Source organism: Pseudomonas sp. FA-1 (assembly GCF_056856075.1).
In genome coordinates, this window is record NZ_JBWXTH010000007.1 from 209257 (window position 1) to 235560 (window position 26304).

The window sequence follows — 26304 nt, forward strand, 5'->3', positions numbered from 1 at the left end:
TGTAGGCGCGGGGGGCCGCCAAGTGTATCCGGCGCGCTCAGGCACTTTCACAGCAACCTGTGGACCTGCTAACGTGCGCAGGACCCCGTCGAGGCCCGTTTCTATGTCCATCGCAGACAACCTGATCGCCTTCACGTTCGCTGCCACGCTGCTGACCGTGACCCCAGGCCTGGACACCGCGCTTATCCTGAGAACGGCCACGGTAGAGAACAGGGCCCAGGCGTTGCGCGCAGCATTGGGCATTAATGCCGGCTGCCTGCTCTGGGGTGCGGCTGTCGCTTTCGGCCTGGGGGCACTGATTGCTGTCTCGGAGCTGGCCTACAACCTGCTCAAGTATTGCGGCGCCGCCTACCTGGCATTCCTGGGCCTGAACATGCTGCTGCGCCCGCGTCAGGCGTTGTCACCAGGCAGAGCGCAGGGAGGGCCCGGTACCAATTGGTTCCTCAAGGGCATGCTGGGCAACCTGCTCAATCCCAAGGTCGGGATCTTCTACGTATCGTTCCTGCCGCAGTTCATTCCCCACGGGCAGCCATTGGTTGCCTGGACCTTCGGCCTGGTCGGCATTCATGTCCTGCTCGGCCTGCTCTGGGCGGTCGTCCTGATCGCCGCGACCCAGCCGCTGGCGGCTGCACTGCGTCGTGGGCCGGTGATCAAGTGGATGGACCGTGCCACCGGCGTGGTGTTCGTGGCATTTGCCGCCCGCCTGGCCCTGAGTCGGCGTTAACCGGCGCCACCTTCAGCTGGGCAGTGCTCGATGGCTGGGCCGGTGATTTGCGTACGGCCTACATGGCGTATCGTCGATAGCGTACGCAAGGCGGTTCGGCGAGTCATTGGTTCAGCTTGATGGGTTGCCCTTCGATGCGGGTTTCCCCTGTGCTCTGGCTATGGATGGCGTCGGCCTTGAGCGTGATGGCCTGGGGTGTGAGGGTCAGGCTGCTGTTGCCGACGCGCAGGGTGATATGGGTGTTGGCCTGGATCTCGACATGCTTTTGCGTGACCGCCAGGGAATAGGCGCCTTGCATGATGGTCACCTCCGCATCCTGCTGGACGGTCTGGTACTGGTTACCACCGACGGCGATGCTGCGGTTGTTGCCGACGCTATGGGTCTCGTCCAGTTCCACCTCGGTGTCCAGGCAGCGTTCGGCGTGCACGAGCAGTTGCTCGGCGCCTTGTTTGTCGTCGAAACGGATGAAATTGGCCGCGTCGGAGCCGCTCTTGGTGGAGCGGGTGAGGAACCCGCTTTGGGTCTTGTTCTGTGGCAGAGACCACGGTGGCATGTTCTGGCTGTTGTAGAGGCTGCCGGTGACCAGGGGGCGGTCGGGATTGCCCTCGAGAAAGGAGACCACCACTTCGTCACCGACCCTGGGGATCTGGATGCTGCCGAAGCCTCCACTGGCCCAGGCCTGGGCGACACGCACCCAGCAGGAGCTGTTGTCGTCGTGCTGGCCGTAGCGGTCCCAGTGGAACTGCAGCTTCACCCGGCCGAGGCTGTCGGTGAAGATCTCCTCGCCGGGCGGGCCGACCACGATGGCGGTCTGTGGGCCATGCAGCAGTGGGCGCTCGGTAGTGGGCTGGGGGCGGTAGGGGATCTTGCTGCGGATGCAGGTGAAATGGTTGCGGTAGTAGGCCACGGCACTCTTGGCATGACGGTAGTTGTTGGCGCCTTCGTGGCGCAGCGCCAGGAGCAGGAAGCGCCGGTCATCGGGGCTGCCCTGGTCGTGTTCGTAATGGTGTTGCAGCTCGAAGGTATGGCCTGTGCGCATGGCGCGGCAGTTGCTGCTGCCTGCGAAGACCTTGGCCTGCACCTCGAGGGCCTCCAGGCGGTTGCGCACCAGGCGTTCGCCCGCGTCATAGTCGCCATGAGTGTACTGGCCTGGGAAGTCGAAGATCTCGAAAGGCGCCACATCGCCTTGCTGGTTGAGGCTGTCCATGACTACCGGCAGCGCGTTACGCGGTTGCTTGTAGTCGAAGGTTTGTACCGCCATGCGACTGGACTGCAACTGGCGTGACCCGCTCCAGTGGGTGATGGCGTCGGCGGTCTCGGTGACCGATGTGCTGTGGAAACGAATCCTGGGCTGTTCGGGCACGGCGGTGAGCAAGGTGGAGTTGTCGCCTATCACCAGCGTGTGCTGTTCATGGCTGTGTTCGAAATAGTAGAACAGGCCTTCCTGGTCCAGCAGGCGCTGGACGAAGTTGAAGTCGCTCTCGCGGTACTGGGTGATGTAGCTGTGGGTCTTGAGCGGCCGGGTGAGGTTGAACTGGACGCTGGGCAGGGAGCCGTAGCCGGCGAACACCTGGGTAAGCACCTGCTCGACGGTCTGGTCCTGGAAGATACGTGAATCGAAGCGCCGGCTGAGCATCCAGAGCCAGGGCACCAAGGTCGCCGAATAATAGGCCAGGCCCCCGTCGCTGCCGCCGCTGGCAAAATCGTTGACATAGCCATGGATCAACCGTGCGCCGCCCTCGGCCAGCTCGATCTCCAACAGGGCCGGCTTGCCGATCAGTGACTTGAGTTCGATATGCGCATCCTGGCTGATCAGCGACAGGTCGTAGTGGAACAGTGTGGAAAGGCCTTCATTGCCGACGAAGGTATCGACCAGCAGTTCCTGGTCGGCAGAGAGTGGCGTGGTCAGTTTGATCAGCCTTCGGTTCTGCGGGGCGAAGAGCGCCGCAATGTCTTCGATTAGCATGTCATTTCTCCTGAGTAGCGGCGCGGGCCGATTGAAGGCACTGACCTATCGTTGCCTGCTGACGAGGTTGTTGAAAGCGATGAACAGGCGTGCGGCCCAAGAACGGGCGCGTATGGCTTGGATTTCTTCGAGGTTGGAGAAGGTGTAGCGCACGCCCTTGCGGCGTTCTTCTGCACGTAGGTGGGCTAGGCCGGCTACTGTGCGCCAGATGCTTATGATCACAATCGAAGGTAGGATTATGCACATCACAAGCGTCGCGGTGGGATATTCAGTCAACAACGGGCCAACAGCGCCACTGCTAAGAGTAGAAAGACCAGCCCAAACTGGAGAAACATAGTGGCTTCGGCGAGAAGTGACATGAACTCTTCCATCGCGTATCTCGTAAGGCAAAGTTTTCAATTTTAAACGGGAAGCTAGGACGTAAGTCATCCCGGTCAGAAGCTGTGCAGCGAAAAACAACAAAAAGCCTAGAAACCATCCCCACCTTGCGGAGGCGAGAGTGTAGGTATACGTGCCAAATATGAAGACGAACATAGAGAACAAATAGATTATGAGCTGCACGCAAAAATAACTATAACTATCACTTACATAAGCACACTGGCTTCTCGTCCAAAGTATGAAAGCAGAAGCAATTAGAGCAGGTGCAAGCAGCCACTCGGACTCCATGCAGGCAAGGAGCAGACAAGCGACTGTAAACATCATGCCGTAGCGAGTAGCCTTGAAAACTTCATAGGCCTCCGAAAATGGCATTTCACATCCTGCCTCTTGTTAGCCAATCACCATATTTTTTGTCTAGCCCGCGCTCGAGGAATATCTTTTGAGCTATTGTGCTAGCTATGAAAGACATGCCGATTACAATTACTAATGGGGCCCCAATTGAGCTAAGCGCTACCGTAGCCAACACGCCCCCAGCAAAGGCCGCCGCATTGGCGGATTGGCTATACGCAGACCGCTCCCAGAACTCACCTAATGACTGGGAAGCCCTGGCATCGATAACGGCTTGTGGGCCGAACGACAATAGCGCCCCCACCGCATTGCTTGAAATCACCTTCGCGAATCCCTGCGCGCCATAGGTTCGTGGATCAAGCCCCACGCGACTGTTCAGCAATCGTTGAGCCTGGTGAACCGGCATATGGATATTGTTCCCCACCCGCAACGACCTGATGTTGTAATAGGCCGCCCCCTTCATCACCGGCACTTGGAACTTGAGTGCACCGCCCACGTGCACCAATTTAATCCGGCGCTGAAATGACTTGCGCGCCGAGCGGCTGCCTGCACGGCCGCGCTCCGCGGCCCAGGCCTTGAGGTCTTTCTTCAGAGGTTCGGGCAGGTCCAGCAGGTCGATCAAGCGCTTGGTGTTCGACGCCGCATATACCAGGTGGATGACAGTGCCCAGCGTGCTGGGGAGGCTGGCGGGGGAGAACCAGAGCGGCCCTAGGGTCGGGATCGACTCGGCGCGTTCGCGCAAGGCTTCCAGCTCCTGGACAGTATTCTGGCCGGCGTTTTCCAGCCTGGCGAACAGGCTGAGCAGGAGTGTAAGCGACTCCTGGGCCTCGTCTGCCGACATCTCAGCGTCAGGCATCGCTAGCTCATTGGCCAGGAACATCGCTGCACTGTAGTCGTCGGTGTTATACCAGCCTTCGATATCGATCAATGACGGGAAGGCCCGAGCGGCGACCAGTTCAGGCCAGGGCAATTCGCCTTTGCCGAGTAGGCCGCGGGGGTTTTCGCCCCAGGGGTTGGTGCGTGTGCAAAGCGGGGGGATGTAGTACATGGTCTGCATTCCTTACTGTGCATGTTGATACATGCCCTGCGTCCTGCAGGAGTGGGTCAGTGGTGTGCAGAGAAGTAGAAAATAGCGAGGAACTTCAGTCAATGAACTACACGTTGTTTTTGACTGGGTAAATTTTAATTGCGTATTTCGAAATGTAGGACGTTAATTGGTTTGTTGTAGGAATGGTCTTTGTTGTTGGTTTTGTTGCGCGTGGTGCTTGCCGTTTTTAAAAGGGTAGTGTTTGGGGGATGGGGGTATAAGGGGCTAATTTGCAGCCCATCGCGGCACAAGGCCGCTCCTACAGACCCATCGCGGCCTTGTGCCGCGATGGGGGGCGAAGCGACCCCAAGCTGTGGGGTGGTCAGTCCCAGGTCGGCGCCAGGCCGTCGGGGCTGACTTCACGGCCATTGCGCTCGAGCGTGGCGATACGTGCCATGTCTTCGTCGTCCAGGCGCAGGTTGCGGGCGAGCAGGTTGCTGGCCAGGTTCTCCGGCTTGGTGGAGGACGGGATGACCGCGTAACCCAATTGCAGGGCCCAGGCCAGGGCAACTTGTGCCACGGTGGCCTTGTGTTTGGCGGCGATCTCGGCCAGCAGCGGGTCCTTGAGCACCTTGCCGTAGGCCAGGGTCATGTAGGAAGTCACTGCAATGCCTTGCGCCTTCAGGAAGGCGGTCAGCTTGGCATTCTGCAGATACGGGCTGAGCTCGATCTGGTTGGTCGCGATCTCGCCTTCGCCAACCACTTCGATGGCCTGACGGGTCAGCTCGATATTGAAGTTGGAGACGCCGATCTGGCGGGTCAGGCCTTGTTTCTTGGCTTCGGCCAGGGCGGTCATGTATTCGACCAGTTCGACGCCATTACCCGGCGCCGGCCAGTGGATCAGCAGCAGGTCGACATAGTCGGTGCGAAGCTTGGCCAGGCTTTCGCGCAGGCTGGGGATCAGCTTATCGGCCGCGTAGTTGTCGACCCAGATCTTGGTGGTAATGAACAGCTCGCTACGGGGCACGCCGCTTTCGGCGATGGCCTGGCCGACGTCGGCTTCGTTGCCGTAGATCTGCGCGGTGTCGATGACGCGGTAGCCCAGCTCCAGTGCGGACTTGACCGAGTCGATGACGGCCTGGCCGGTAAGGCGGAAGGTGCCGAGGCCGAAGGATGGAATGCTCATGGATCTGCTCCTGGTGAGTGAGGGGGAACCGAACCGAGCTTGGTCGCTGGGGTTCGATCGCTCTTCGTGTGGGATGCAGTGTGCGGGTTTCGGGGGGATAGATTAAGGCAGGGCAGGGCCAAGGTCATTTGATTCACGATCAAGAATCAACAATCAAGTCGTGATTTTGTTGCAGGGAAATGGGGTTATTCCGTTGCCGGCGTCTTCGCGGGTGAACCCACTCCCACAGGGACCGGGTCGCGCCCAAGAGCACTGCAGTAGCTGTTGCCGCGAAAGGACCGACACAGAAAACGAAACGGCCCGCCATAGAGGCGGGCCGTCTGGCATCGCAGGCGACAATCAGCGACGACGGAACAGCGGCAGCGGCTCGTCGGTGGCGCCCTGGTAGGTCACCGAGAAGTCCTTCAGACCTTGCAGCGCGTCTTCCGGGTCCTTATCGGCGCGGATGGCGAAGGCGTCGAAGCCGCAGCGGGCCATGTAGAACAGCTGGTCGCGCAGCACGTCGCCGATGGCGCGCAGCTCACCCTTGAACTTGTAGCGGTCACGCAGCAGGCGCGCATTGGAATAGTTGCGCCCGTCTGTGAACGCGGGGAAGTTCAAGGCAATGACCTGGAAGTGCTGCACGTCGTCACCGATTTCCTCGGCTTCCTCGTCGCTGTCCAGCCATATGCCCAGGCCGCCGTCGCGGGCCTTGAGGGCATGGGCATGGTCGCGCCACATCTGCAGGGGGACGATGTAGTCGTCGCAGTTGGTCAGCTCGTCGAACGAAGTGTCCTTGGGCAACAGGTGCCAGGTTTCGTCGACCAGTTGGTTGTTCTTAATGATTCGCTGCATAGACGCGTTCCTTGAAAGGGTCGATACCGATGCGCTGGTAGGTGTCGATGAAGCGTTCTTCCTCGGTACGTTGTTCCACGTACACGTCGATCAGCTTCTCGATCACGTCGGCCATTTCGTCCTGGGCGAAGGATGGGCCGAGGATCTTGCCCAGGCTGGCATCGCGCGCGGCATTGCCGCCCAGGGAAACCTGGTAGAACTCCTCGCCCTTCTTGTCCACGCCGAGGATGCCGATGTGGCCGACGTGGTGGTGACCGCAGGCGTTCATGCAACCGGAGATGTTCAGGTCGATCTCGCCGATATCGAACAGGTAGTCCAGGTCGTCGAAGCGGCGCTGGATGGACTCGGCGATCGGGATCGACTTGGCGTTGGCCAGGGAGCAGTAGTCGCCGCCCGGGCAGCAGATGATGTCGGTCAACAGGCCAACGTTCGGCGTGGCGAAGCCCAGCTCGCGCAGTTCCAACCACAGGGCGTGCAGCTGGCGCTGCTCGACATCGGCGAGGATGATGTTCTGCTCGTGGGACGTACGCAGGAAGCCGAAGCTGTAGCGCTCGGCGAGGTCGGCCACGGCGTCGAGCTGCTTGTCGCTGATGTCGCCCGGGGCGACGCCGGTGGGCTTGAGCGACAGGGTGACGGCCACATAGCCAGGTTTCTTGTGGGCGCGAGTGTTGCGCGCACGCCAGCGGGCGAAGCCTGGGTAGTCCTGGTCCAGCGAGGTGTAGTCAACATTGTCCAAGGCCAGGTAGGCCGGGTCGACGAAGTGGCGCGAGACGCGCTGCAGTTCCGCTTCGGTCAGGGTGGTCGGGCCGCCGCGCAGGTGGACCATCTCGGCCTCGACCTTCTCGGCGAACACTTCAGGCGTCAGGGCCTTGACCAGGATCTTGATCCGCGCCTTGTACTTGTTGTCACGGCGACCGTAACGGTTGTACACGCGCAGGATGGCATCCAGGTAGCTGATCAGATCCTGCCAGGGCAGGAACTCATTGATGAACGAGCCCACCACGGGGGTACGGCCCAGGCCGCCGCCGACCAGGACACGGAAGCCCAGCTCGCCAGCCTCGTTGTACACAGGCTCCAGGCCGATGTCGTGCACTTCGATGGCCGCGCGGTCTTCTTTCGAGCCATTGATGGCAATCTTGAACTTGCGCGGCAGGTAGGCGAACTCCGGGTGGAAGGTGGTCCACTGGCGGACGATCTCGCACCACGGGCGGGGGTCGATCACCTCGTCGGCGGCAACGCCGGCGAACTGGTCGGTGGTGGTGTTGCGCAGGCAGTTGCCGCTGGTCTGGATCGCGTGCATCTGCACGGTGGCCAGCTCGGCCAGGATATCCGGGATGTCTTCCAGCGCCGGCCAGTTGTACTGCACGTTCTGGCGGGTACTGATGTGGGCGTAGCCCTTGTCGTAGTCGCGGGCGATCTTGGCCAGCACGCGGACCTGACGGGCGTTGAGCTGGCCATACGGCACGGCGACCCGCAGCATCGGGGCGAAACGCTGGATATAAAGGCCGTTCTGCAGGCGCAGAGGGCGGAATTCTTCTTCGCTCAGCTCACCGGCCAGGTAGCGGCGGGTCTGATCCCGGAACTGCTTGACGCGGTCCTCGATGATCCGCTGGTCGTACTCGTCGTATACGTACATATAAGTCCTGTCTCAGGCTGCAGGCAGCAATTCGCGCGCACGGCCGCGCACTCCGCATCGGAGCCGGGGCACGATATCAGGTTGTGTTTATGCGCTAAAGTGATGTTTTTGCATATGAAAAGAACCAATTGGACTAAGTGAGACTGACTGCCATTTGCTCGCGCAATCGCTGGGTCTGTTTATAATCCCGGGTTTGCTTCGCAGGGATGTATTCGCATGCTCAAGGCCTTGTGCCGGGGCTTGTGCCTGAGCCTGCCCCTGGCAGCGGCGAGCGCACAGGCCGCCTCCGTGGTATTCCTCAACCCCGGCTATTCCAATGAAACGTTCTGGGTGGGCTATTCGCGCTTCATGCAGGCGGCGGCCGATGAATTGGGCATGGACCTGCAGATCGAATACAGCGAGCGGCGGACTGACCTCGCTTTGACCCAGGCCAAGGCCGTGCTGGCAGGCCCCCGGCGGCCCGATTACCTGGTGCTGGTCAACGAACAGTACCTGGCCCCTGAAATCATCCGTCTGTCCCGAGGCCTGGGGGTCAAGCTGTTCCTGGTCAACAACGGGTTGACCGAGGCCCAGGCGCAGAGCATCCAGGCCCAGCCGGGCAAGTATGCGCCCTTGCTCGGTACGCTGACCGGCAATGATGAACAGGCCGGGTACCAGATGCTGCGGGAAATGGTCGCGCTGTTGCCGCCAGGCGCCGGCCCGGTGGACCTGGTGGCATTCGCTGGGGTCAAGACCACGCCGGCGTCGCAGCTGCGCGAGCAAGGCATGCGCCGCGCCCTGGCCGACCTTCCCCAGGTGCGCCTGCGTCAGGTGGTCTACGGCGGCTGGAGCCGCCAGCGTGCCTACGAGCAGGCCCAGGTGCTGCAGGCGCGTTACCCGCAAACGCAGTTGGTGTGGTCGGCCAACGACGAGATGGCCTTCGGGGCCATGCAGGCCTTCGAGGAGGCGGGGCGCAAGCCTGGCCGGGACGTGATCTTCAGTGCTATCAACAGCTCGCCCGAGGCCCTGCGCGCCCGTATCGAAGGGCGCCTGGGTGTGCTGATGGGCGGGCATTTCACCTTGGGCGGCTGGGCCATGGTGATGCTTCACGATGACGCCCAGGGGCTGGCGATCAACCGTGATGGGCTGGCCGAGCACCACATTCCGGTGCTGCAATTGATCGACCAGGCCAAGGCGCGGCGTTGGCTCGACCTGCTGCAGCAGGACGACCTGGGCGTCGATTTTCGCCGCTACAGCGCCCAGGGCCGTTCGCTCGACTTTCACTACCCTTTCCTGGCGTCGCCCGTCGAGTATTGAAAACCCTGCTTGAGGGAAGGGCATTGCTGGTCTTAACTGCTGGTTGAAGTGCATTCCCATAACCACTACAAGAGGCAATGCAATGGGAAATTCGACCAAGTTGCGCAAAGCTGACAGCAGTGTCGACGCCTGGGCGATCCTCTGCCTGATCATCCTCGTCGTCGTGGCCGCTGTGTATTGGGTCAGCCACCAGTAACGCCGAACCTAAGACCATGGGCAAAACCAGAACCGCCCGCGGAAGGGATATCCGCGGGCGGCGTGTGTTCTAGCGAGCGGTCAGGTGCAGGGCCAGTTGCACCAGGCCCACCAGCACGAGGATGAAAACCAGGGTGAACAAGGTGCCCAGCACGATGAAGTGGCTGGCCTTGCCGTGGGTGAAGTCGCGGGCGCGGTTCTTGCCGCTTTGCACGCCGAAGGCAGCGGCGAGGATGCTTTGTAGCATCTGCCAGAAGGTGGGGGCTTTGCCTGGGTCTTTGTCGTCCATGAAGGGCTCCTTGAAACAGAGGCAATCAGGGACAGTGTAGACAGGTGTATGGGGGCTGCCTTGTAGCCCTTTCGCGGCACAAGGCCGCTCCTACAAGGCTGGCGCATCCTCCTGTAGAGCGGCCTTGTGCCGCGAACGGGCCGCAAAACGGCCCCCGTACACGATCAGCTGTCGTAACCCAGGTTAGGCGCCAGCCAGCGCTCGCTCACGCTGACGTCCTGCCCCTTGCGCACGCTGTAGCGCTCGATCTGGTCCTTGTCGACCTTGCCCACGGCGAAATACTGGGCCTGAGGATGGGCAAAGTACCAGCCGCTCACGGCTGCTGCCGGGAACATGGCGAAGTGCTCGGTCAGGTATACGCCGCTCGGGCCGGTCTGGCCGATGGCGGTGCCATCGAGCAGGCGGAATAGCGTGGCCTTCTCGGTATGGTCCGGGCAGGCCGGGTACCCCGGGGCAGGGCGGATGCCGCTGTATTGCTCCTTGATCAGCGCCTCGTTGTCCAGCTGCTCGTCCTTGGCATAGCCCCAGTACTGCTTGCGCACTTGCTCGTGCAGCCATTCGGCGCAGGCCTCTGCGAGGCGGTCGGCCAGGGCCTTGACCATGATCGAGTTGTAGTCGTCGCCCTTGTCCTGATAGGCCTTGGCCACTTCCTCGGCGCCGATGCCGGCGGTGGTGATGAAGCCGCCGACATAGTCGGTCAGGCCGCTGTCCTTGGGCGCGACGAAGTCGGCCAGGGAGAAGTTGGGCTTGCCGTCCGGCTTGATGGTCTGCTGGCGCAGGTGGTGCAGGGTGGCCAGTTTCTCGCCGTTGTCACCGTACACCTCGATGTCATCATGGGCGACCTGGTTGGCTGGCCAGAAGCCGAACACTGCCCGGGCACTGATCAGCTTCTCGTCGATCAGCTTGTCGAGCATCTCGCGGGCGTCCTTGTACAGCGCCGTGGCGGCTTCGCCGACCACTTCGTCGGTGAGGATGCGCGGGAACTTGCCGGCCAGGTCCCAGGAGATGAAGAACGGCGTCCAGTCGATGTATTCGGCCAGCACGCGCAGGTCGATGTCTTCCAGCACCTTGACGCCGGTGAAGGAGGGCACCGCCGGGGTATAGCCGGACCAGTCGTATTGCGGCTTGGCGGCGATGGCCTGGTCGTAGCCCAGGCGCTCGGTACGGGCGCTGCGGTTTGCGGTGCGCTCGCGCACTTCCACGTATTCCTGGCGGGTCTTCTCGACGAAGGCCGGCTTGAGTTCCTTGGACAACAGCTGGGTGGCCACGCCCACCGCGCGCGAGGCGTCGGTGACGTAGACCACGGCGTCATTGCTGTACTTGGGCTCGATCTTGACGGCAGTGTGTGCCTTGGATGTGGTGGCGCCGCCGATCATCAGCGGCAGGTCGAAGCCTTGGCGCTGCATCTCGCGGGCGACATGGACCATCTCGTCCAGCGACGGGGTGATCAGGCCGGAGAGGCCGATGATGTCGCAGTTCTGCTCGCGGGCGGTCTGCAGGATCTTCTCGGCGGGCACCATCACGCCCAGGTCGACGATGTCGTAGCCGTTGCAACCGAGCACCACGCCGACGATGTTCTTGCCGATGTCGTGCACATCGCCCTTGACCGTGGCCATGAGGATCTTGCCCTTGGCCTCGGGGGTGTCGCCTTTCTCGGCCTCGATGAAGGGAATCAGATGGGCCACGGCCTGCTTCATCACCCGGGCGGACTTGACCACTTGGGGCAGGAACATCTTGCCGGCGCCGAACAGGTCGCCGACCACGTTCATGCCGCTCATCAGCGGCCCTTCGATGACCTCGATGGGGCGCGCGCACTGTTGGCGGCACTCCTCGGTGTCCTCGACGATGAAGGCGGTGATGCCCTTGACCAACGCGTGCTCAAGACGCTTTTCCACCGGCAGCGTGCGCCATTCTTCGTTTTCCACTTCCTTGGCCGCGCCGCCGCCCTTGTAGTCGTCGGCGATGGCCAGCAGGGCGTCGGTGCCGTGCGGGGTGCGGTTGAGCACCACGTCCTCGACCTTCTCGCGCAGCGCGGCGGGGATCTCGTCGTAGATCTCCAGTTGGCCGGCGTTGACGATGCCCATGGTCAGGCCGTTCTTGATGGCGTGGTAGAGGAACACCGAGTGGATCGCTTCGCGCACCGGGTTGTTGCCGCGGAAGGAGAACGACACGTTGGACACGCCGCCGCTCGACAGGGCGAATGGCAGATGCTCGCGGATGTAGGCGCAGGCCTCGATGAAGTCCACGGCATAGTTGTTGTGCTCCTCGATCCCGGTGGCCACGGCGAAGATGTTCGGGTCGAAGATGATGTCTTCTGGTGGGAAGCCCACTTCATTGACCAGGATGTCGTAGCTGCGCTGGCAGATTTCCTTCTTGCGCGCGGCGGTGTCGGCCTGGCCGACTTCGTCGAACGCCATCACCACTACCGCGGCGCCATAGCGCTTGCACAGGCGGGCGTGATGCTTGAACTGCTCGACGCCTTCCTTCATCGAGATCGAGTTGACGATGCCCTTGCCCTGGATGCACTTGAGGCCCGCTTCGATCACCTCCCACTTGGAGGAGTCGATCATGATCGGCACCCGGGAGATGTCCGGCTCGCCGGCGATCAGGTTGAGGAAACGGACCATGGCAGCCTTCGAATCGAGCATGCCTTCGTCCATGTTGATGTCGATCACCTGGGCGCCGGCCTCGACCTGCTGCAGGGCCACTTCCAGGGCTTCGGTGTAGTTCTCTTCACGGATCAGCCGGGCGAACTTGGCGGAGCCGGTGATATTGGTGCGCTCGCCGACGTTGACGAACAGCGACTGGCGATCGATGGTGAACGGCTCCAGGCCCGACAGGCGACAGGCCTTGGGGATGTCCGGGATCTGGCGGGGCTTGTACTTGGCCACGGCCTCGGCGATGGCCTGGATGTGCGGCGGGGTGGTGCCGCAGCAACCGCCGATGATATTGAGGAAACCGCTGGCGGCGAACTCCTCGACCACCGCGGCCATTTCCGCCGGGGTTTCGTCGTATTCGCCGAAGGCGTTGGGCAGGCCGGCGTTGGGGTGTGCCGAGACGTGGGTGTCGGCCTTGGTGGCCAGCTCTTCCAGGTATGGGCGCAGGTCCTTGGCGCCCAGGGCGCAGTTCAGGCCCACCGAGATCGGCTTGGCGTGGCGCACCGAGTTCCAGAACGCCTCGGTGGTCTGCCCGGACAGGGTGCGGCCGGAGGCATCGGTGATGGTGCCGGAGATCATGATCGGCAGCTCGACGCCGTCTTCCTCGAACACCTGCTGCACGGCGAAGATCGCTGCCTTGGCGTTGAGGGTGTCGAAGATGGTCTCGATCAGCAGCAGGTCGGCGCCGCCCTCGATCAGGCCACGGGTGGCCTCGGTGTAGTTCTTCACCAGCTCGTCGAAGGTGACGTTGCGGTAGCCTGGGTCGTTGACGTCCGGCGAGATCGAGCAGGTGCGGCTGGTCGGGCCGAGCACACCGGCGACGAAACGGGGTTTGTCCGGGGTTTCCAGGGTCTTGGCGTCGGCGACCTGGCGGGCGATGCGCGCACCTTCGACGTTCAGTTCGTATACCAGCGCTTCCATGCCATAGTCGGCCTGGGAAATTTGCGTGGCGTTGAAGGTGTTGGTCTCGAGGATATCGGCGCCGGCGTCGAGGTAGGCCTTCTCGATCGAGGCGATGACATCGGGGCGGGTGAGCAACAGCAAATCGTTGTTGCCCTTGACGTCGCTTGGCCAATCGGCGAAGCGCGTGCCACGATAGTCGTGTTCCTCCAGACGGTAGCTTTGGATCATAGTACCCATGCCGCCGTCGAGGATCAGTATGCGCTCCTTGAGTGCGTGCTGGAGTGCTTGGAAACGAGCGCTGCGGTCGGACATAGGAACTACCTGGTCGGGCAAATTTCGGAAGGTGCTGAATAATAACAAAGCTGCACGGATTTTAGACGTGTTGGCCATTTGCATGAATTTGCTTCATGTTGACGGGCACGTAGCAAGCACCCAGGGACCGGACAGGCAAATCGTGATGGCTTTCAAGAACCAGGACATTCGGCACATGGTGCATCGTTTACTTGCTGGCGCCTTCGCCCTGCTCATCAGTGGCGTGGCGGCCGGGCAAGCCCCCCAATCGAGCTCGGCGATTTCGTACACCCGGGACATCCAACCTATCTTCACCGAGAAATGCGTGGCCTGCCATGCATGCAACGACGCGGCCTGCCAGCTCAAGCTGGAAAGCCCCGAAGGCGCGGTGCGCGGCGCGTCCAAGACGCCCGTGTACCAAGGCGAGCGCAGCAAGGCCGTGCCGACCACGCGCCTGTTCTACGATGCCCACAGCGAGGAGGCCTGGCGCAAGAAGGGTTTCTATTCGGTACTCGACAACCAGGGCAGCCAGGCGGCCTTGATGGCGCGCATGCTCGAGCTGGGTCACCGTACACCGCTCACGCCCAATGCCAAGCTGCCCGAGGAGATCGTCCTGGGCCTGAACCGCAACAACATGTGCCCCTTGCCCCAGGAGTTCGATGCCTACGCCGGCGCCCACCCGAAGGAGGGCATGCCGCTGGCGGTCACCGGCCTGACCGATACCGAGTACCAGACGATGCAACGCTGGCTGGCTGCCGGTGCGCCGGTCGAATACCAGCCGATCCAGCCAAGCCCGGCCGAGGCCAGGCAGATCGCCGAATGGGAAGAGCTGTTCAACCGCCCCGGCTCCACCGAGGCGCTGGTCGGCCGTTGGCTGTACGAGCACCTGTTCCTGGCGCACATCCATTTCGTTGGCGGTGAGCCAGGCCACTTCTTCCAGTGGGTGCGTTCGCGCACGCCCAGCGGCCAGCCGGTCGACCTGATCGCCACGCGCCGCCCCAACGACCCGCCGGGCACCGATTTTTACTATCGCCTGGTTCCGGTGCAGGGCGTGATCGTGCACAAGACCCACATCACCTACCCGATGGGCCCGCAGAAGCTAAAGCGGGTCAAGCAGCTGTTCTACAGCGGCGATTGGCATGCCACCGCCTTGCCCGGTTACGGCCCGCGCCACCGCTCCAACCCATTCGAGACCTTCGAAGCGATCCCGGCGGTGGCGCGCTACCAGTTCATGCTGGATAACGCCGAGTACTTCGTGCGCACCTTCATCCGCGGCCCGGTGTGCCGTGGGCAGATCGCCACCGATGTGATCCGGGACAACTTCTGGGCGCTGTTCCAGGAGCCGGCGCACGACCGTTATGTCACCGATGCCCAGTACCGCGGCGAGGCCACGCCATTGCTGGCGATGCCCGGGCAGATCGACGACGTGGGCAGCGTGCTGAGCCTCTGGCACGCCTACCGCGACAAGCGCAACGAGTACGAGAAGCTGCGCCGCAAGGCTTATGCCGACATGCCGGCACCAGGCTGGTCTACCTTGTGGGCCGGCAACGACAACGCGTTGCTGACCATCTTCCGCCACTTCGACAGCGCTGCAGTGAGCAAGGGCCTGATCGGTGACGTGCCGCTGACCATCTGGCTGTTCGACTACCCGTTGTTCGAGCGTACCTATTACCAGCTGGCGGTGAACTTCGACGTATTCGGCAACGTTTCGCACCAGTTGCAGACGCGCCTGTACTTCGACCTGATCCGCAACGGCGCCGAGGTCAACTTCCTGCGCCTGATGCCGGCCGACCAACGTGGCGCGATCCTCGGCGACTGGTACCAGAACAGTGGCAAGGTGAAGATGTGGCTGGACTACGAGGACATCGACACCAGCACCCCGAGCGGCCTGGTGCTCGATACCAAGAACCCCAAGCGTGACTTTGGCCTGAAGCTGCTGCAGCGTACCGGCAGCCTCAATGCTGCCCCTGACCCGATCAACCGCTGCCAGGGCGCCCACTGCTCGCGCGCGCAGATGAGCGCCGAGTTCCAGGACGCCGAGCAGAGCCTCAGCCGCTTGGTATCGCGCCCGGCCGCTGGGCTCAAGGTGATCGGCCAGTTGCCGGAGGCGACCATGCTGCGCATCGAAGGGCAGGGCGACCAGCGTCAGGTCTACAGCCTGCTGCGCAACCGTGCCCACAGCAACGTGGCCTTCCTGCTGGGCGAAGCCTACCGCTACCAGCCAGGGCTGGACACCCTGACGCTGTACCCTGGCGTGCTCAGCAGCTACCCGAACTTCATCTTCAATATCCCCACCCGGGATGTGCCGGAGTTCGTCGAAGACATGGAGGCAGCCCGCGACGATACCGCCAAGTTCGAACGGATCGTCCAGCGTTGGGGCATACGCCGCAGCCACCCGCAGTTCTGGCGCTACTTCCATGACCTGAACACCTTCATCAAGGAGACCGAGCCGGTGGAGGCGGGGGTGCTGGACATGAATCGCTACGAGAACCTTTGATCGATTGCCGGGGAGGGCGCCTGACCTTTCCCGGCTTTTCGCAGTCGGACCCCTGGGTGGTTCCGGATGCAAATGGGGCTGCGTTGCAGCCCATCGCGGGACAAGCCCGCTCCTACAGGGATCGCCACAAACCTTGTGGGAGCGGGCTTGTCCCGCGATCGAGCGCGAAGCGCTCGCCTACCTGCACTGGGCCTCAATGCACCGAAAACCGCAGGAACCGACATGCTGTATTCGCTTCAGGCTCTCCGGGCGTTCGCCGCCTGGGTGGTTGTGTGCCACCACTTCATGCAGATCTTCTTCGACTTCCATGCCACCGGCCCCATCGGCCAACTGCTTGCCGACCGGGGCGCTGTTGGCGTGGACATCTTCTTCGTCATCAGTGGCCTGGTGATCTATCTCTCGACCCGCGACAAACCCATGGCGCCCGGGCAGTTCCTGCTCAACCGGGTATTGCGCATCGTGCCAGCCTACTGGTTCTACACGCTGCTCATGGGCGCGCTGATGCTGGTGGCCAGCCGCTGGATGCCGCACCAGGTGTTCGATTGGCAGCACCTGCTGCTGTCATTGCTGTTCATACCGGCCGAGAACCCCGGCGGCTACGGCTTGTACCCGACCCTCAACGTCGGTTGGACACTGAATTTCGAGATGTTCTTCTACCTGCTGTTCGGCCTGGCCTTCCTGGTGCGTCGGCGCCACCACCTGTTGCTCGTCACTGGCGCACTGTTGTTGGTCAGCGAGGTGCTGGGGCGGGTCGGGGTGCTCAGCCGCTTCTACAACAACGGCATCATCTATGAGTTCCTGCTGGGTATCGGCATCGGCGTGCTGTATCGCCGGGGCCTGGTGCGCGAAGGGCTGTGGCTGCCACTGCTGGTGCTTGGCCTGGCCGGCTTGGCCCTCTATCACCTGGATGCCTCGGTACGCTTGCTGCACTGGGGCCTGCCCAGCGCGCTGGTGGTGCTGGCCTTCGTCGCGCTCGAGCCGTACTTCCACGGCAACCAGGCACTCAAGGCCCTGGGCGACTGCTCCTATTCGGTGTACCTGATGCATGTGCTGGTGCTGTATGGCGGCTGGTTCGCCAGCCAACGCCTGGGCCTGGACCCCTACGGCGTGTTCGCCGCCTGTGTGCTGTCCATTGGACTAATGTCGTGGCTCAGCTACCAGTGGCTCGAACGTGGCCTGCACCGGCGCCTGCAGGCCTGGCTGCAGGCGCGCGGGGAGCAACGGCAGGCGTTCGCGCTTTCCCGAGTCAAATACTAGGACTTTGTTCGAAGGCCAGGTTGGCGTACACTTGGCCGCAAGTCTGTGAGGAACTTCCATGAGCGCTATAACCATTACCGACGCCGCCCATGATTACCTGGCCGATCTGCTCTCCAAGCAGAACACCCCGGGTATCGGCATTCGTATTTTCATCACCCAGCCGGGTACCCAGTACGCCGAAACCTGCATCGCCTACTGCAAGCCGGGCGAAGAGAAGCCCGATGATACCGCCGTCGGCCTGAAGAGCTTCACCGCCTACATCGACGCGGTCAGCGAGCCGTTCCTCGAGGACGCGCTGGTCGACTACGCCACCGACCGCATGGGCGGCCAGCTGACCATCAAAGCGCCGAACGCCAAGGTGCCGATGGTCAACGAGGACAGCCCGCTCAACGAGCGCATCAACTACTACCTGCAGACCGAGATCAACCCGGGCCTGGCCAGCCACGGCGGTGCTGTGAGCCTGGTGGACGTGGTCGACGACGGCATCGCCGTGCTGCAGTTCGGTGGTGGTTGCCAGGGCTGCGGCCAGGCCGACGTCACCCTCAAGGACGGTATCGAGCGCACCCTGCTCGAGCGTATTCCGGAGCTCAAGGGCGTGCGCGACGTGACCGACCACAGCAACAAGGAAAACGCGTACTACTGATCCTGTTCGCCGGTCAACAGCCTGGGGCTGCTGTGCAGCCCTTTCGCGGCGCAAGGCCGCTCCTACAGAAGCTGCGCCGCGCCAGGGCTGGACAGGTTTTTTGATATTGTGGGAGCGGGCTTGTCCCGCGATGGGGACTGGCGCCGCTATCAGGTACGCTGCGCAAGCGCGCCCATGGCCATGAACAGCGCGGCGATGGCCCGGGCTTCATGCAGTTCGCCACGCGCCACCAAGGCAGGGACCTCGGCCAAGGGCACTGTCACGCATTCCAAGGGCTCAGGCTCGTCACCCCCATCATTGCTGCAGGGGCTGAGCTGTTCGGCCAGTACCACCCGGCAGCGGTGGCACAGATGCCCAGGCGCCAGGGTCAGCTCGCCCAGCTCGGTCAGGCGGGTGGCACGCAGGCCCACTTCTTCCCCCAATTCCCGCTGCGCCGCATCCAGGTAGCTTTCCCCCGTGTCGGCTCCGCCCTTGGGCAGGCCGAGGATGGTTCCTTCCACACCCACGGCGTATTCACGAACCATCAGCACATGCGCAGGATCAGGCATGACCACCAGCAGCACCGAGCGGTAGCCGGTGCCGCGCAAGCGCTCGTACACCCGGCGCTGCCCATTGCTGAACTGCAGGTGCAGGGCTTCGATCTGGAAATGGCTGCTTTCAGCCAGCAGTTCGGTCTTGAGAATGGTAGGGCTCTGGCGCATGGCGGGGCCTCTGCAAACGGTAGGCGTCAGCGCTACTGTGCGCCGCCTGCCGGCGCCTGCCATCGTCCGAGCGGACGATGGCAGCCACACGGCGTCAGCCGAGAGTGGCGACGCTGCGCAGGATCAATCGCACGAGCATGGTCTGGCGGGTGACGCCGGTCTTGGAGAAGGTCGAGCGCAGGTGCGCCCGTGAGGTGTTGCGGCTGATGCCCAACTCCTCGGAGGCTTCGTCCAGGGTCAGGCCGTTGGCCAACAGCATGGCCAGCTGGGTTTCGGCAGGGGTGAAGTCGAACAGCGCGCGGACGATTTCCTGGGGCGCCGAGGATTGCTGCTCCGGGTCACTGATGAAGATCACCACCGTCGGGCACTGCTTGCCTTCGCTCCATGCGGCCAGGGGCACCGAACGCACGATGATGCCGAGGTCTGCGCGCCCGGACGGGCGCTTGACGCGCATGGCCTCGACCACCGAGGGCTGGTTGCCTTTCTGGGAGAGCATGGCCTGGCGCACCAGGCGGCGAAACTCCTGGGTGTCGCGAGCGCTGCCGACCTGCAGGCCGTCATTGACCTGCTTGATCCCGTCCTTCTCCTGCAGCAGCCGTTCGGCCACCTGGTTGGTCTGCAGAACCTTGCCGGTCTCGTCGAGAATGATGGTGCCCACGGCCATCTGGTCGACGGCACCGGCATACAGGTTGCGTTCGGTTTCGATGCGGTTGAGCTGCATATGCACCTTGACCGAACGTTCCAGGTGCGGGATGAAACGCGCCAGCAAATGCTTCTCCGTGTCGACGAAGGCTGGGTCGTCGCGCCCGCGGCTGATGCGCAGGCGGCATTGGGCGCCGTCGCTGGTATTGATGTCCACGCCCAGGATATGGAACACGTCCACCGGCTCCAGGAAGTTGCGGAAGAACTCCGACTGCTTGAGCTCGGCATCCGGCAGGTAGTCGGCCAGGGCGACCACCTCGCGGTTGGGCAGGCCGACGAACGGGTCCAGGGCGTAAAAATGCTTGTTGTAAGAGGTGGTGGCTTCCGTGGACGTGCCGTTGGTGCTGACCATCAGGCCATCGACCTGGCTGCTGGGCGGGCGCAGGATGAACGTCACGTGCTTGCTGTGCAGAAGGCTGTTGAGCTGCGTGAGGAAGGTCACCCAGGGGATGTTCTCCAAGGGGCCCTGGTAGAGCTGGCCGACCAGCTCGCTGAAGTCTTCGAGCGTGAGACTCTGCATGGGTGGGTACCGATTTTCTTGTTATTAGCATTGGCGTCGGCGAGCATAAACGGCGTCCTTGTCCGCGCGCAATGTCATGTTGCAAGGCCCGGCCAACGGTCGGAATCGACTGTGCCGGGCTGTGCCAGGGGTGTCGCTGTCAGGCGCGCTCGCCGCTGCGTACCACGAACTGTTTGCTGTCACGGGTGTCCGCGGCCAGCAGTTCGACATCGGTATAGAACTGCTCGTACCAGCGGCGCAGCTGGTACACCGGGCCGTCGCCGTCGCACAGCAGCGGGTTGTCGACGCGGGTCTTGGTGTGCCAGATGGCCACGTCCTCATAGAACGCCGCCTGGGCCTGTTGCACATAGGCCTTGGCGATGGCTTGGTTCTCTTCCTCGCTCAGCCCCGGGATCTTCTTCACCAGCACGCCATAGCGCAGGGTGAAGCTGTTCAGGTCGATCGGCACGTGGCAATTGAGCAGGATCGAATGGATCGGCTGGCCGCCCATGGCGCCGGTCATTTCGGTGATCTGGTAGGCCGGGCCATAGTAGGTGGCCACGGTGTTCAGCTCGCTGTCGCCAGACAGGCGCTCGCTGCGCGCGCGCATGACCTGGGATGCGGTGTGGCCCTCGAAGACGTTGCTGAACTCATCGACCGGCGCGCCATGCACGGTGCCGAAGTGCGCCATGTCGGCCACGTTGTCGATCAGCTCGCGGCAGTTGGTGTCGATCTTCAGCTCGGCGATTTCCCAGTGCGCCCAGGCTTCGTCGTAGCAGGCATCGATGCGCGGGATGGCCTGTTCGGCGATCGGCGGGTTGCCTTGCGGGTCGTTCCAGACGAACAACAGGTGGTTCTGCTCCATGATCGGCCAGCGCTTGATCTTGGCCCGTGGCGGGATGCGCTTGGCGTAGGGGATGTCATCGCACACGCCCTCGGCGTTCCAGCGCCAGCTGTGGAAGGGGCAGCGGATGGCGTTGCCTTCGATGCAGCCGGTGCTCAGGTCGGCGCCCATGTGCGGGCAATAGCCGTCGAGGATGTTCAGTTGGCCGTCCTCGCCCTGGAAGGCCACCAGGCGGGTGCCGAACACGTCCAGGCGATGGGCCTTGCCATCGCGGTACTGGGCGGCCAGGCCCAGGCAGTGCCAACCGCGCGCGTAGCGGTCCTCCAGCAGTTTGGCTTCGATACGGTGCAGCGTGCTCATGTTGTTGTTCTCCGTGCTGTGTAGGGGCCGCCGACTGTTTCGCGCCATTGCGGTCACTGGCGACATGTCTGGCTGTACCAAGTCGATTCTGCCGCCCATGGCGTAGCGGTCATCGTCTGAACGGACGATGGCTGGCGTCGGCCGGGCCGATCTACTGGCAGCCATCAGCCACGGGCAGGAGAACAAGATGGCGGGACAGGTAGCAGTGATCACCGGCGCGGCCAGCGGTATCGGCCGGGGCCTGGCCGAGCATGCGGCGCAGCTGGGCCTGCGCCTGGTGCTGGCGGATGTCGATGAGCGCAGCCTCGTGGCCTTGGCCGCATCGCTGCAGGGACAAGGGGCTGACGTGCTGGCCTGCGTCACCGACGTGGGCGATGCCGAACAGGTCGCGCGGTTGCGCGACGCGGCGGTGGCGCGCTTCGGCGGCGTCGACCTGTTGTTCAATAACGCCGGCGTGATGCAGACCGGCTACAGCTGGGAAATCGACGCTGCGCAGTGGCAGCGCATGCTCGACATCAACCTGCGCGGGGTGATCAACGGCGTGCGCTGTTTCGTGCCGCTGCTGCTGGCCCAGGGGCGCCCGGCCCATGTGATCAACACCGCCTCGCTGGCCGGCCTGATCAGCAGCCCGATGCTCGGCCCCTACAACGTGACCAAGCAAGCGGTGGTGGCGTTGTCCGAGACCTTGCACTACGAGCTGCTGCAACTGGGGGCGCCGGTGTCGGTCTCGGTGCTGTGTCCGGGGCCGGTGGCCAGCGCCATCATGGCCTCGGATTCGGCAGGCGAGGGCCCTGCGGCATCGCTGAACGCCATGCTCGACTCCAGCATCCGCGCCGGCATGGCGCCGCGTGAGCTGGCCGCCCTGGTGTTCGAGGCGATCGCCCAGCAGCGTTTCTGGATTCTCCCACACAAGGATTTCAAGCCCGCCCTGGAACTGCGCCTGCGCAGCATCCTCGAGGAAACCAACCCAGTTTTTGCCATGGTCGATGTACAAGGAGAGACCCATGCCGCTCGATAGCCAGCTTGCCGCCGTGCTCCAGGGCTTCACCGCCCAGGGTGAGCCCGACTACGCCAGCCTCGACGCCCGTCAGTATCGCCTGCATGCCGACAACCTGATGCCGCCGTTGCCGGGGGCCGACATGGCGGAGGTCCGCGAGCTGCAGGTCGCAGGTGCCGCAGGCATGCTGGCGGCACGCCTGTATCGGCCGGTGGCGCGGGACGGCTTGCCGCTGCTGGTGTTTTTCCATGGCGGGGGCTTTGTCATCGGCAACCTGGATACCCACGACAACCTGTGTCGTACCCTGGCCCTGGAAACCAGCGCTGTGGTGGTGTCGGTGGCGTATCGCCTGGCACCGGAGGCACGCTTTCCGGCAGCCCCGGAGGACTGCTACGCCGCGACGCGCTGGCTGGTGGAACATGCCCAGGACCTTGGCGTGGATGGCAGCCGCGTGGCGCTCGCCGGTGACAGCGCCGGGGGCAACCTGGCCATCGCGGTCAGCCGTCTTGCCCGTGAGCGACGAGGGCCGGCCATCCGTCATCAGTGCTTGTTCTACCCGGTCACGGACGCCGCCTGCGACAGCCCTTCCTATGCCGACTTCGCCGAAGGCTACCTGCTGTCCCGGGCCATGATGGGCTGGTTCTGGGCGCAGTACCTGGAGCATCCCGGGCAGGGCGACGACCCCCTGGCTTCGCCCCTGCGCGATGAATACCTGCAAGGGCTGCCGCCCACCACCTTGCTGACCGCCGAGTACGACCCCTTGCGCGATGAAGGCGAGGCCTTCGCCGAGCGCCTGCAGGCCGCAGGTGTTGCGGTGCGTCTGGCGCGTTGCGAGGGCATGGTGCATGGGTTCGTCAGCATGGCGCCGTTCGTCGAGGCGGCGGCCCGTGCCTTGCAGGGCGCCTGCGCCGATCTCCGCCGGGCATTGTACTGAGCGTTGTCGCCTCGTCCGTTTGGACGAGGCGGGCGGCGCGCGGCAATTCTAGTCTGGCTTCACACGTCCCCCTCCTGCGTAGAGGAATGGCCATGAAAACAACAACAAGATGCTGCCTGACCCTGATCGTGTGTGCCTTCGCTGCCATCTATGTGGCTGCGTTGACACGCCCCCTGCCCATGCCATTGAGCGTGGCCTATTACTGCCAGCCCAACTTCCAGCCCTGCTACATGCCGGTGCCCAGCGCCATGCGCCTGCTGCCCTGAGCGCTCAGGCGGCGAGGTGGAGCAGCAGGCGCACCTGGTTGCGGATCTGCGCTTCTTCGGCGGGTACCAGGCAATAGGCCAGGCATAGCCGGCTCACCAGGGCAACGCAGTCGGCCAGGCTGGCAGCACCGCCGTGGCCGGCGGCACAGGCCTCGAACGGTCCGGCCAGCACCTGCTGCCACAGCGGCGCGATGTCCTCGAGGATGTAGGCGAATACCTCGGGGCTGGCCGCCTTGGCCAGGTAGCCCTGGTGAAAACCACCCCGATGCTGGTCGCGGTAGCGCACGGCGAAGCACAGGCATTCCTCCAGGTAGCGCTCGAAGTTGTCTTCGAAGGCGCTCAATTGCTGCTGCATGGCGCTGAAGAACGCGGCGTTCTCGCTGCTGATCACGGCCTGGACCAGCTCGTGCTTGTTTGCGAAGTAACGGTACAGCGTGCGCCGGGAAATATTCGCGCGGCGGGCCACGTCATCGATGGCGAAGCCGTCTGGGCCCAGTTCGATCATCGCAGCCAGTGCGCATTCCAGGATCTGCTGGCGCCCTTGCTCGGCGCTGTCCATGCGGCTGGCGTCACCCCAGCGCAGTTGTCGGGTCATGGCGACACACCTTCATCTGTTCTCGATCGACCGCGATTGTCGCAGCAAATGGCACGGCTGCAAATTTTTGTGACATACAATGACTCAAATTATAAATGATGTGACATAGTGGTTTTCCATGGAATGCTATGCGGCCCTGTGGCCGCCAACGGGGGAGGTGCATCGATGAACAATGACAACACCCATGCCGTGCACTGGGATGCCGTGTACGACGTGGTCGTGGTCGGCTCTGGGGCCGGAGCCATGACCGCGGCGCTACGGGCCCATGACCAGGGCCTGTCGGTACTGATGGTGGAAAAGGCGGCTGAGTACGGGGGCACCACGGCGATTTCCGGCGGGGGTATCTGGATCCCGTGCAACGACCAGATCGAAGGGCTCGGCGGCAGCGACTCACGGGAAGAAGCCCAAGCCTACTTGCGTGCGACTGTAGGTGAGGATTACGACCCAGCGCGGATGGAGGCCTACCTGGAGCAGGGGCCGAGGATGGTCGGCTACCTGGCCGCCCAGGCCCAGACCTACTTCCGTGCAGTGCCGCGCTACCCTGATTACTACCCCGAGCTCGAGGGCGGCAAGCCTGGCTATCGCACCATGGAGCCGGCCAGCTTCGATGCGGCGCGCCTGGGCGAGGAATTCCAACGCCTGCGTGCGCCGTCGCCCGCGACCTTGATCGCCGGGCGCATTGCCATGACCCAGGTGGAGGCCCATACCATCCTGGCCAAGGAACCCGGCTGGCTCTGGCTCACCGCGCGCCTGGGCCTTGGCTACATGGCCGACCTGCGTTGGCGCCGGCGCACGCCCCGGGATCGACGCCTGACCCTGGGCAACGCCTTGGTCGCCAGCCTGCGTGCGGCGATGCTGGCGCGGGGTATCGAGTTGTGGTTGCAGACGCCGATGCGCGCCTTGCACAGCCATGACGGCAAGGTCAGCGGCGTGCTGGTCGAACGCCAGGGCAGGCCGCTGAATGTGCGGGCCGCATTCGGCGTCATCCTGGGGTGCGGTGGTTTCGAGGCCAACCAGTTGATGCGTGAGCAGTACCTGCCCGGCCCGACCCGTGCCGAATGGACTGCGGCACCGCCGATCAACAATGGCGACGGGATCCGCGCGGGCCTGGAGCAGGGCGCCGGAGTGGCGTTGATGAGCCATACCTGGGGCGCACCCACCGTGCACGTGCCGGGCGAGGAGAAGCAGCGCGCGCTGTTCGTCGAGCGGGCATTCCCCCGCTGCATCATGGTCAACGGCAACGGCCGGCGGTTCGTCAACGAGGCCGCGCCCTATCCGGATATCATCTACGCGATGTACGCCGACCAGCAGCTCAGCGGAGCCAACGTGCCGGCGTGGTTGATCTTCGATGCCGAGTACCGCAAGCGCTACCCCTGCGGCGTGCTGTTGCCTGGCTCGGTACAGCCGGACAGCAAGATCCCCGAGGGCTGGCTGGACAAGGTGATCTACCGCGCCGACAGTCTGGCGGCATTGGCGGGCAAGATCGGGGTGGATGCAGCGGGGTTGGAGCAGACCGTACACCGCCTCAACCAGCAGGCCGCCCAGGGTGTCGACGAGGACTTCGGCAAGGGCGCGAGCCTGTTCGACCGTTACTACGGCGACAGCAACTGCAAGCCCAACCCTTGCCTGGGACCGCTGGAGCGGGCGCCTTTCTATGCGCTGCGTATCGATGCCGGTGAACTGGGCACCAAGGGGGGACTGTGCACTGATGCCGATGCTCGCGTGCTGCGCCCTGACGGCTCGGTGATCGAGGGCCTGTACGCTATCGGCAACACCAGTGCGGCACTGATGGGCAAGACCTACCCAGGCCCAGGCTCGACCATCGGCCCGGCCATGACCTTCGGCTACATCGCGGCGAACCACCTGGCGCGCCAGGTACCCATCGAACAGCCCGACATACTGACCGAGGGCGCCTTGCGTTGACCCAATCGCGGGGCAAGCCCGCTCCCACAGGCATCGCGCAGTGTGCCTGCGCAGCGCCACACCTGTGGGAGATTCTATGGTGCTGGACAAGCTCAAAGTGGCTTCGATTGGTTTAATACTTCTCGGCCGTGCCAATACGGCCCAGGCTCCGCTTGCTTGGTAGGAGCTGGCGACAGCCTGCGATGGGCAGCGGCCCCTTGAGTCTGGACGGGCTCCAGCGTTTGAAGGCTTGGGGCTGCTTTGCAGCCCATCGCAGGCTGTCGCCAGCTCTCACTGAGATTGCGCCGCTCTCAAGACTTGCGAAATCCCTGTGGGGCTTGTCCCGCGATCAAGGGGGCAGCTCTCGCCAGGCGCCC

21 protein-coding genes are annotated in these 26304 nt (G+C 63.4%); 9 read left to right on the forward strand and 12 right to left on the reverse strand.

The window, feature by feature from the left end:
- Nucleotides 1–103: 103 nt before the first annotated feature.
- Complete coding sequence (locus tag AC1MHZ_RS14880; protein ID WP_224456155.1) at nucleotides 104–724, forward strand: LysE family translocator; 621 nt, start codon at nucleotides 104–106, stop codon at nucleotides 722–724.
- A 103-nt stretch (nucleotides 725–827) separates the two neighbouring features.
- On the opposite strand, the gene AC1MHZ_RS14885 is transcribed toward AC1MHZ_RS14880, so the two are convergent.
- The 6 genes from AC1MHZ_RS14885 to AC1MHZ_RS14910 form a co-directional block, all read right to left on the reverse strand.
- A complete protein-coding gene (locus tag AC1MHZ_RS14885; RefSeq protein WP_482966561.1) occupies nucleotides 828–2690 on the reverse strand; it encodes a type VI secretion system Vgr family protein in 1863 nt (620 codons plus the stop codon).
- 45 nt (nucleotides 2691–2735) lie between these two features.
- Entirely contained in the window at nucleotides 2736–3440 is a 705-nt protein-coding gene (locus AC1MHZ_RS14890; RefSeq protein ID WP_324816640.1) for a hypothetical protein, read from the reverse strand.
- Nucleotide 3441: 1 nt separating this feature from the next.
- Nucleotides 3442–4464, reverse strand: a complete 1023-nt coding sequence (locus tag AC1MHZ_RS14895) for a hypothetical protein (RefSeq protein WP_482966562.1) — start codon at nucleotides 4462–4464, stop codon at nucleotides 3442–3444.
- 361 nt (nucleotides 4465–4825) lie between these two features.
- Nucleotides 4826–5629, reverse strand: a complete 804-nt coding sequence (dkgB, locus tag AC1MHZ_RS14900) for a 2,5-didehydrogluconate reductase DkgB (RefSeq protein WP_084858831.1) — start codon at nucleotides 5627–5629, stop codon at nucleotides 4826–4828.
- Between the two features lie 339 nt (nucleotides 5630–5968).
- Nucleotides 5969–6463 (reverse strand): DUF934 domain-containing protein, encoded by a 495-nt coding sequence (locus AC1MHZ_RS14905; protein WP_084858830.1) that lies wholly within the window; start codon nucleotides 6461–6463, stop codon nucleotides 5969–5971.
- Nucleotides 6447–8099 (reverse strand): nitrite/sulfite reductase, encoded by a 1653-nt coding sequence (locus tag AC1MHZ_RS14910; protein WP_084858829.1) that lies wholly within the window; start codon nucleotides 8097–8099, stop codon nucleotides 6447–6449. The genes AC1MHZ_RS14905 and AC1MHZ_RS14910 overlap by 17 nt, the downstream gene beginning before the upstream one ends.
- A 216-nt stretch (nucleotides 8100–8315) precedes the next feature.
- Between AC1MHZ_RS14910 and AC1MHZ_RS14915 the strand changes: the two genes are divergently transcribed.
- Entirely contained in the window at nucleotides 8316–9395 is a 1080-nt protein-coding gene (locus AC1MHZ_RS14915) for an ABC transporter substrate-binding protein (RefSeq protein WP_482966563.1), read from the forward strand.
- A 265-nt stretch (nucleotides 9396–9660) separates the two neighbouring features.
- Here the strand turns inward: AC1MHZ_RS14915 and AC1MHZ_RS14920 are convergent, their stop codons facing one another.
- Together AC1MHZ_RS14920 and metH are read right to left on the reverse strand one after the other, a co-directional pair.
- Nucleotides 9661–9879, reverse strand: coding sequence for a DUF2970 domain-containing protein (locus tag AC1MHZ_RS14920; protein WP_084858827.1), 219 nt, complete (start codon nucleotides 9877–9879; stop codon nucleotides 9661–9663).
- Nucleotides 9880–10043: 164 nt separating this feature from the next.
- Nucleotides 10044–13751, reverse strand: a complete 3708-nt coding sequence (metH, locus tag AC1MHZ_RS14925) for a methionine synthase (RefSeq protein WP_482966564.1) — start codon at nucleotides 13749–13751, stop codon at nucleotides 10044–10046.
- A 175-nt stretch (nucleotides 13752–13926) separates the two neighbouring features.
- On the opposite strand from metH, the gene AC1MHZ_RS14930 reads away from it, so the two are divergent.
- The 3 genes from AC1MHZ_RS14930 (at nucleotide 13927) to nfuA (ending at nucleotide 18127) form a co-directional block, all read left to right on the forward strand.
- Nucleotides 13927–16227 (forward strand): fatty acid cis/trans isomerase, encoded by a 2301-nt coding sequence (locus tag AC1MHZ_RS14930; protein ID WP_324817718.1) that lies wholly within the window; start codon nucleotides 13927–13929, stop codon nucleotides 16225–16227.
- 222 nt (nucleotides 16228–16449) lie between these two features.
- On the forward strand, nucleotides 16450–17484 hold the full coding sequence (locus tag AC1MHZ_RS14935) for an acyltransferase family protein (protein ID WP_368829277.1): 1035 nt from the start codon (nucleotides 16450–16452) through the stop codon (nucleotides 17482–17484).
- A 58-nt stretch (nucleotides 17485–17542) separates the two neighbouring features.
- On the forward strand, nucleotides 17543–18127 hold the full coding sequence (gene nfuA, locus AC1MHZ_RS14940; protein WP_043206916.1) for a Fe-S biogenesis protein NfuA: 585 nt from the start codon (nucleotides 17543–17545) through the stop codon (nucleotides 18125–18127).
- A 149-nt stretch (nucleotides 18128–18276) separates the two neighbouring features.
- Here the strand turns inward: nfuA and nudE are convergent, their stop codons facing one another.
- The 3 genes from nudE to AC1MHZ_RS14955 form a co-directional block, all read right to left on the reverse strand.
- The gene (nudE, locus tag AC1MHZ_RS14945; RefSeq protein WP_084858824.1) at nucleotides 18277–18828 is read right to left on the reverse strand and encodes an ADP compounds hydrolase NudE; all 552 of its coding nucleotides are present in this window, start codon (nucleotides 18826–18828) and stop codon (nucleotides 18277–18279) included.
- A 94-nt stretch (nucleotides 18829–18922) separates the two neighbouring features.
- Entirely contained in the window at nucleotides 18923–20050 is a 1128-nt protein-coding gene (locus AC1MHZ_RS14950) for a helix-turn-helix transcriptional regulator (protein WP_084858823.1), read from the reverse strand.
- Between the two features lie 139 nt (nucleotides 20051–20189).
- Nucleotides 20190–21233 (reverse strand): 3-ketosteroid-9-alpha-monooxygenase, oxygenase component, encoded by a 1044-nt coding sequence (locus tag AC1MHZ_RS14955; RefSeq protein WP_224456137.1) that lies wholly within the window; start codon nucleotides 21231–21233, stop codon nucleotides 20190–20192.
- 187 nt (nucleotides 21234–21420) lie between these two features.
- Between AC1MHZ_RS14955 and AC1MHZ_RS14960 the strand changes: the two genes are divergently transcribed.
- The 3 genes from AC1MHZ_RS14960 (at nucleotide 21421) to AC1MHZ_RS14970 (ending at nucleotide 23430) form a co-directional block, all read left to right on the forward strand.
- Nucleotides 21421–22251, forward strand: coding sequence for an SDR family NAD(P)-dependent oxidoreductase (locus tag AC1MHZ_RS14960; protein WP_084858910.1), 831 nt, complete (start codon nucleotides 21421–21423; stop codon nucleotides 22249–22251).
- A complete protein-coding gene (locus AC1MHZ_RS14965) occupies nucleotides 22238–23164 on the forward strand; it encodes an alpha/beta hydrolase (protein WP_368829275.1) in 927 nt (308 codons plus the stop codon). Before AC1MHZ_RS14960 ends, AC1MHZ_RS14965 begins: the two co-directional genes overlap by 14 nt.
- A 92-nt stretch (nucleotides 23165–23256) precedes the next feature.
- Nucleotides 23257–23430 carry a hypothetical protein gene (locus AC1MHZ_RS14970; RefSeq protein WP_172403065.1) on the forward strand — a complete coding sequence of 58 codons (174 nt, stop codon included), beginning with the start codon at nucleotides 23257–23259 and terminating at the stop codon, nucleotides 23428–23430.
- 4 nt (nucleotides 23431–23434) lie between these two features.
- On the opposite strand, the gene AC1MHZ_RS14975 is transcribed toward AC1MHZ_RS14970, so the two are convergent.
- On the reverse strand, nucleotides 23435–24025 hold the full coding sequence (locus AC1MHZ_RS14975) for a TetR/AcrR family transcriptional regulator (RefSeq protein WP_084858820.1): 591 nt from the start codon (nucleotides 24023–24025) through the stop codon (nucleotides 23435–23437).
- A gap of 165 nt (nucleotides 24026–24190) precedes the next feature.
- Between AC1MHZ_RS14975 and AC1MHZ_RS14980 the strand changes: the two genes are divergently transcribed.
- A complete protein-coding gene (locus AC1MHZ_RS14980; RefSeq protein ID WP_084858819.1) occupies nucleotides 24191–25948 on the forward strand; it encodes an FAD-dependent oxidoreductase in 1758 nt (585 codons plus the stop codon).
- Nucleotides 25949–26304 lie beyond the last annotated feature (356 nt).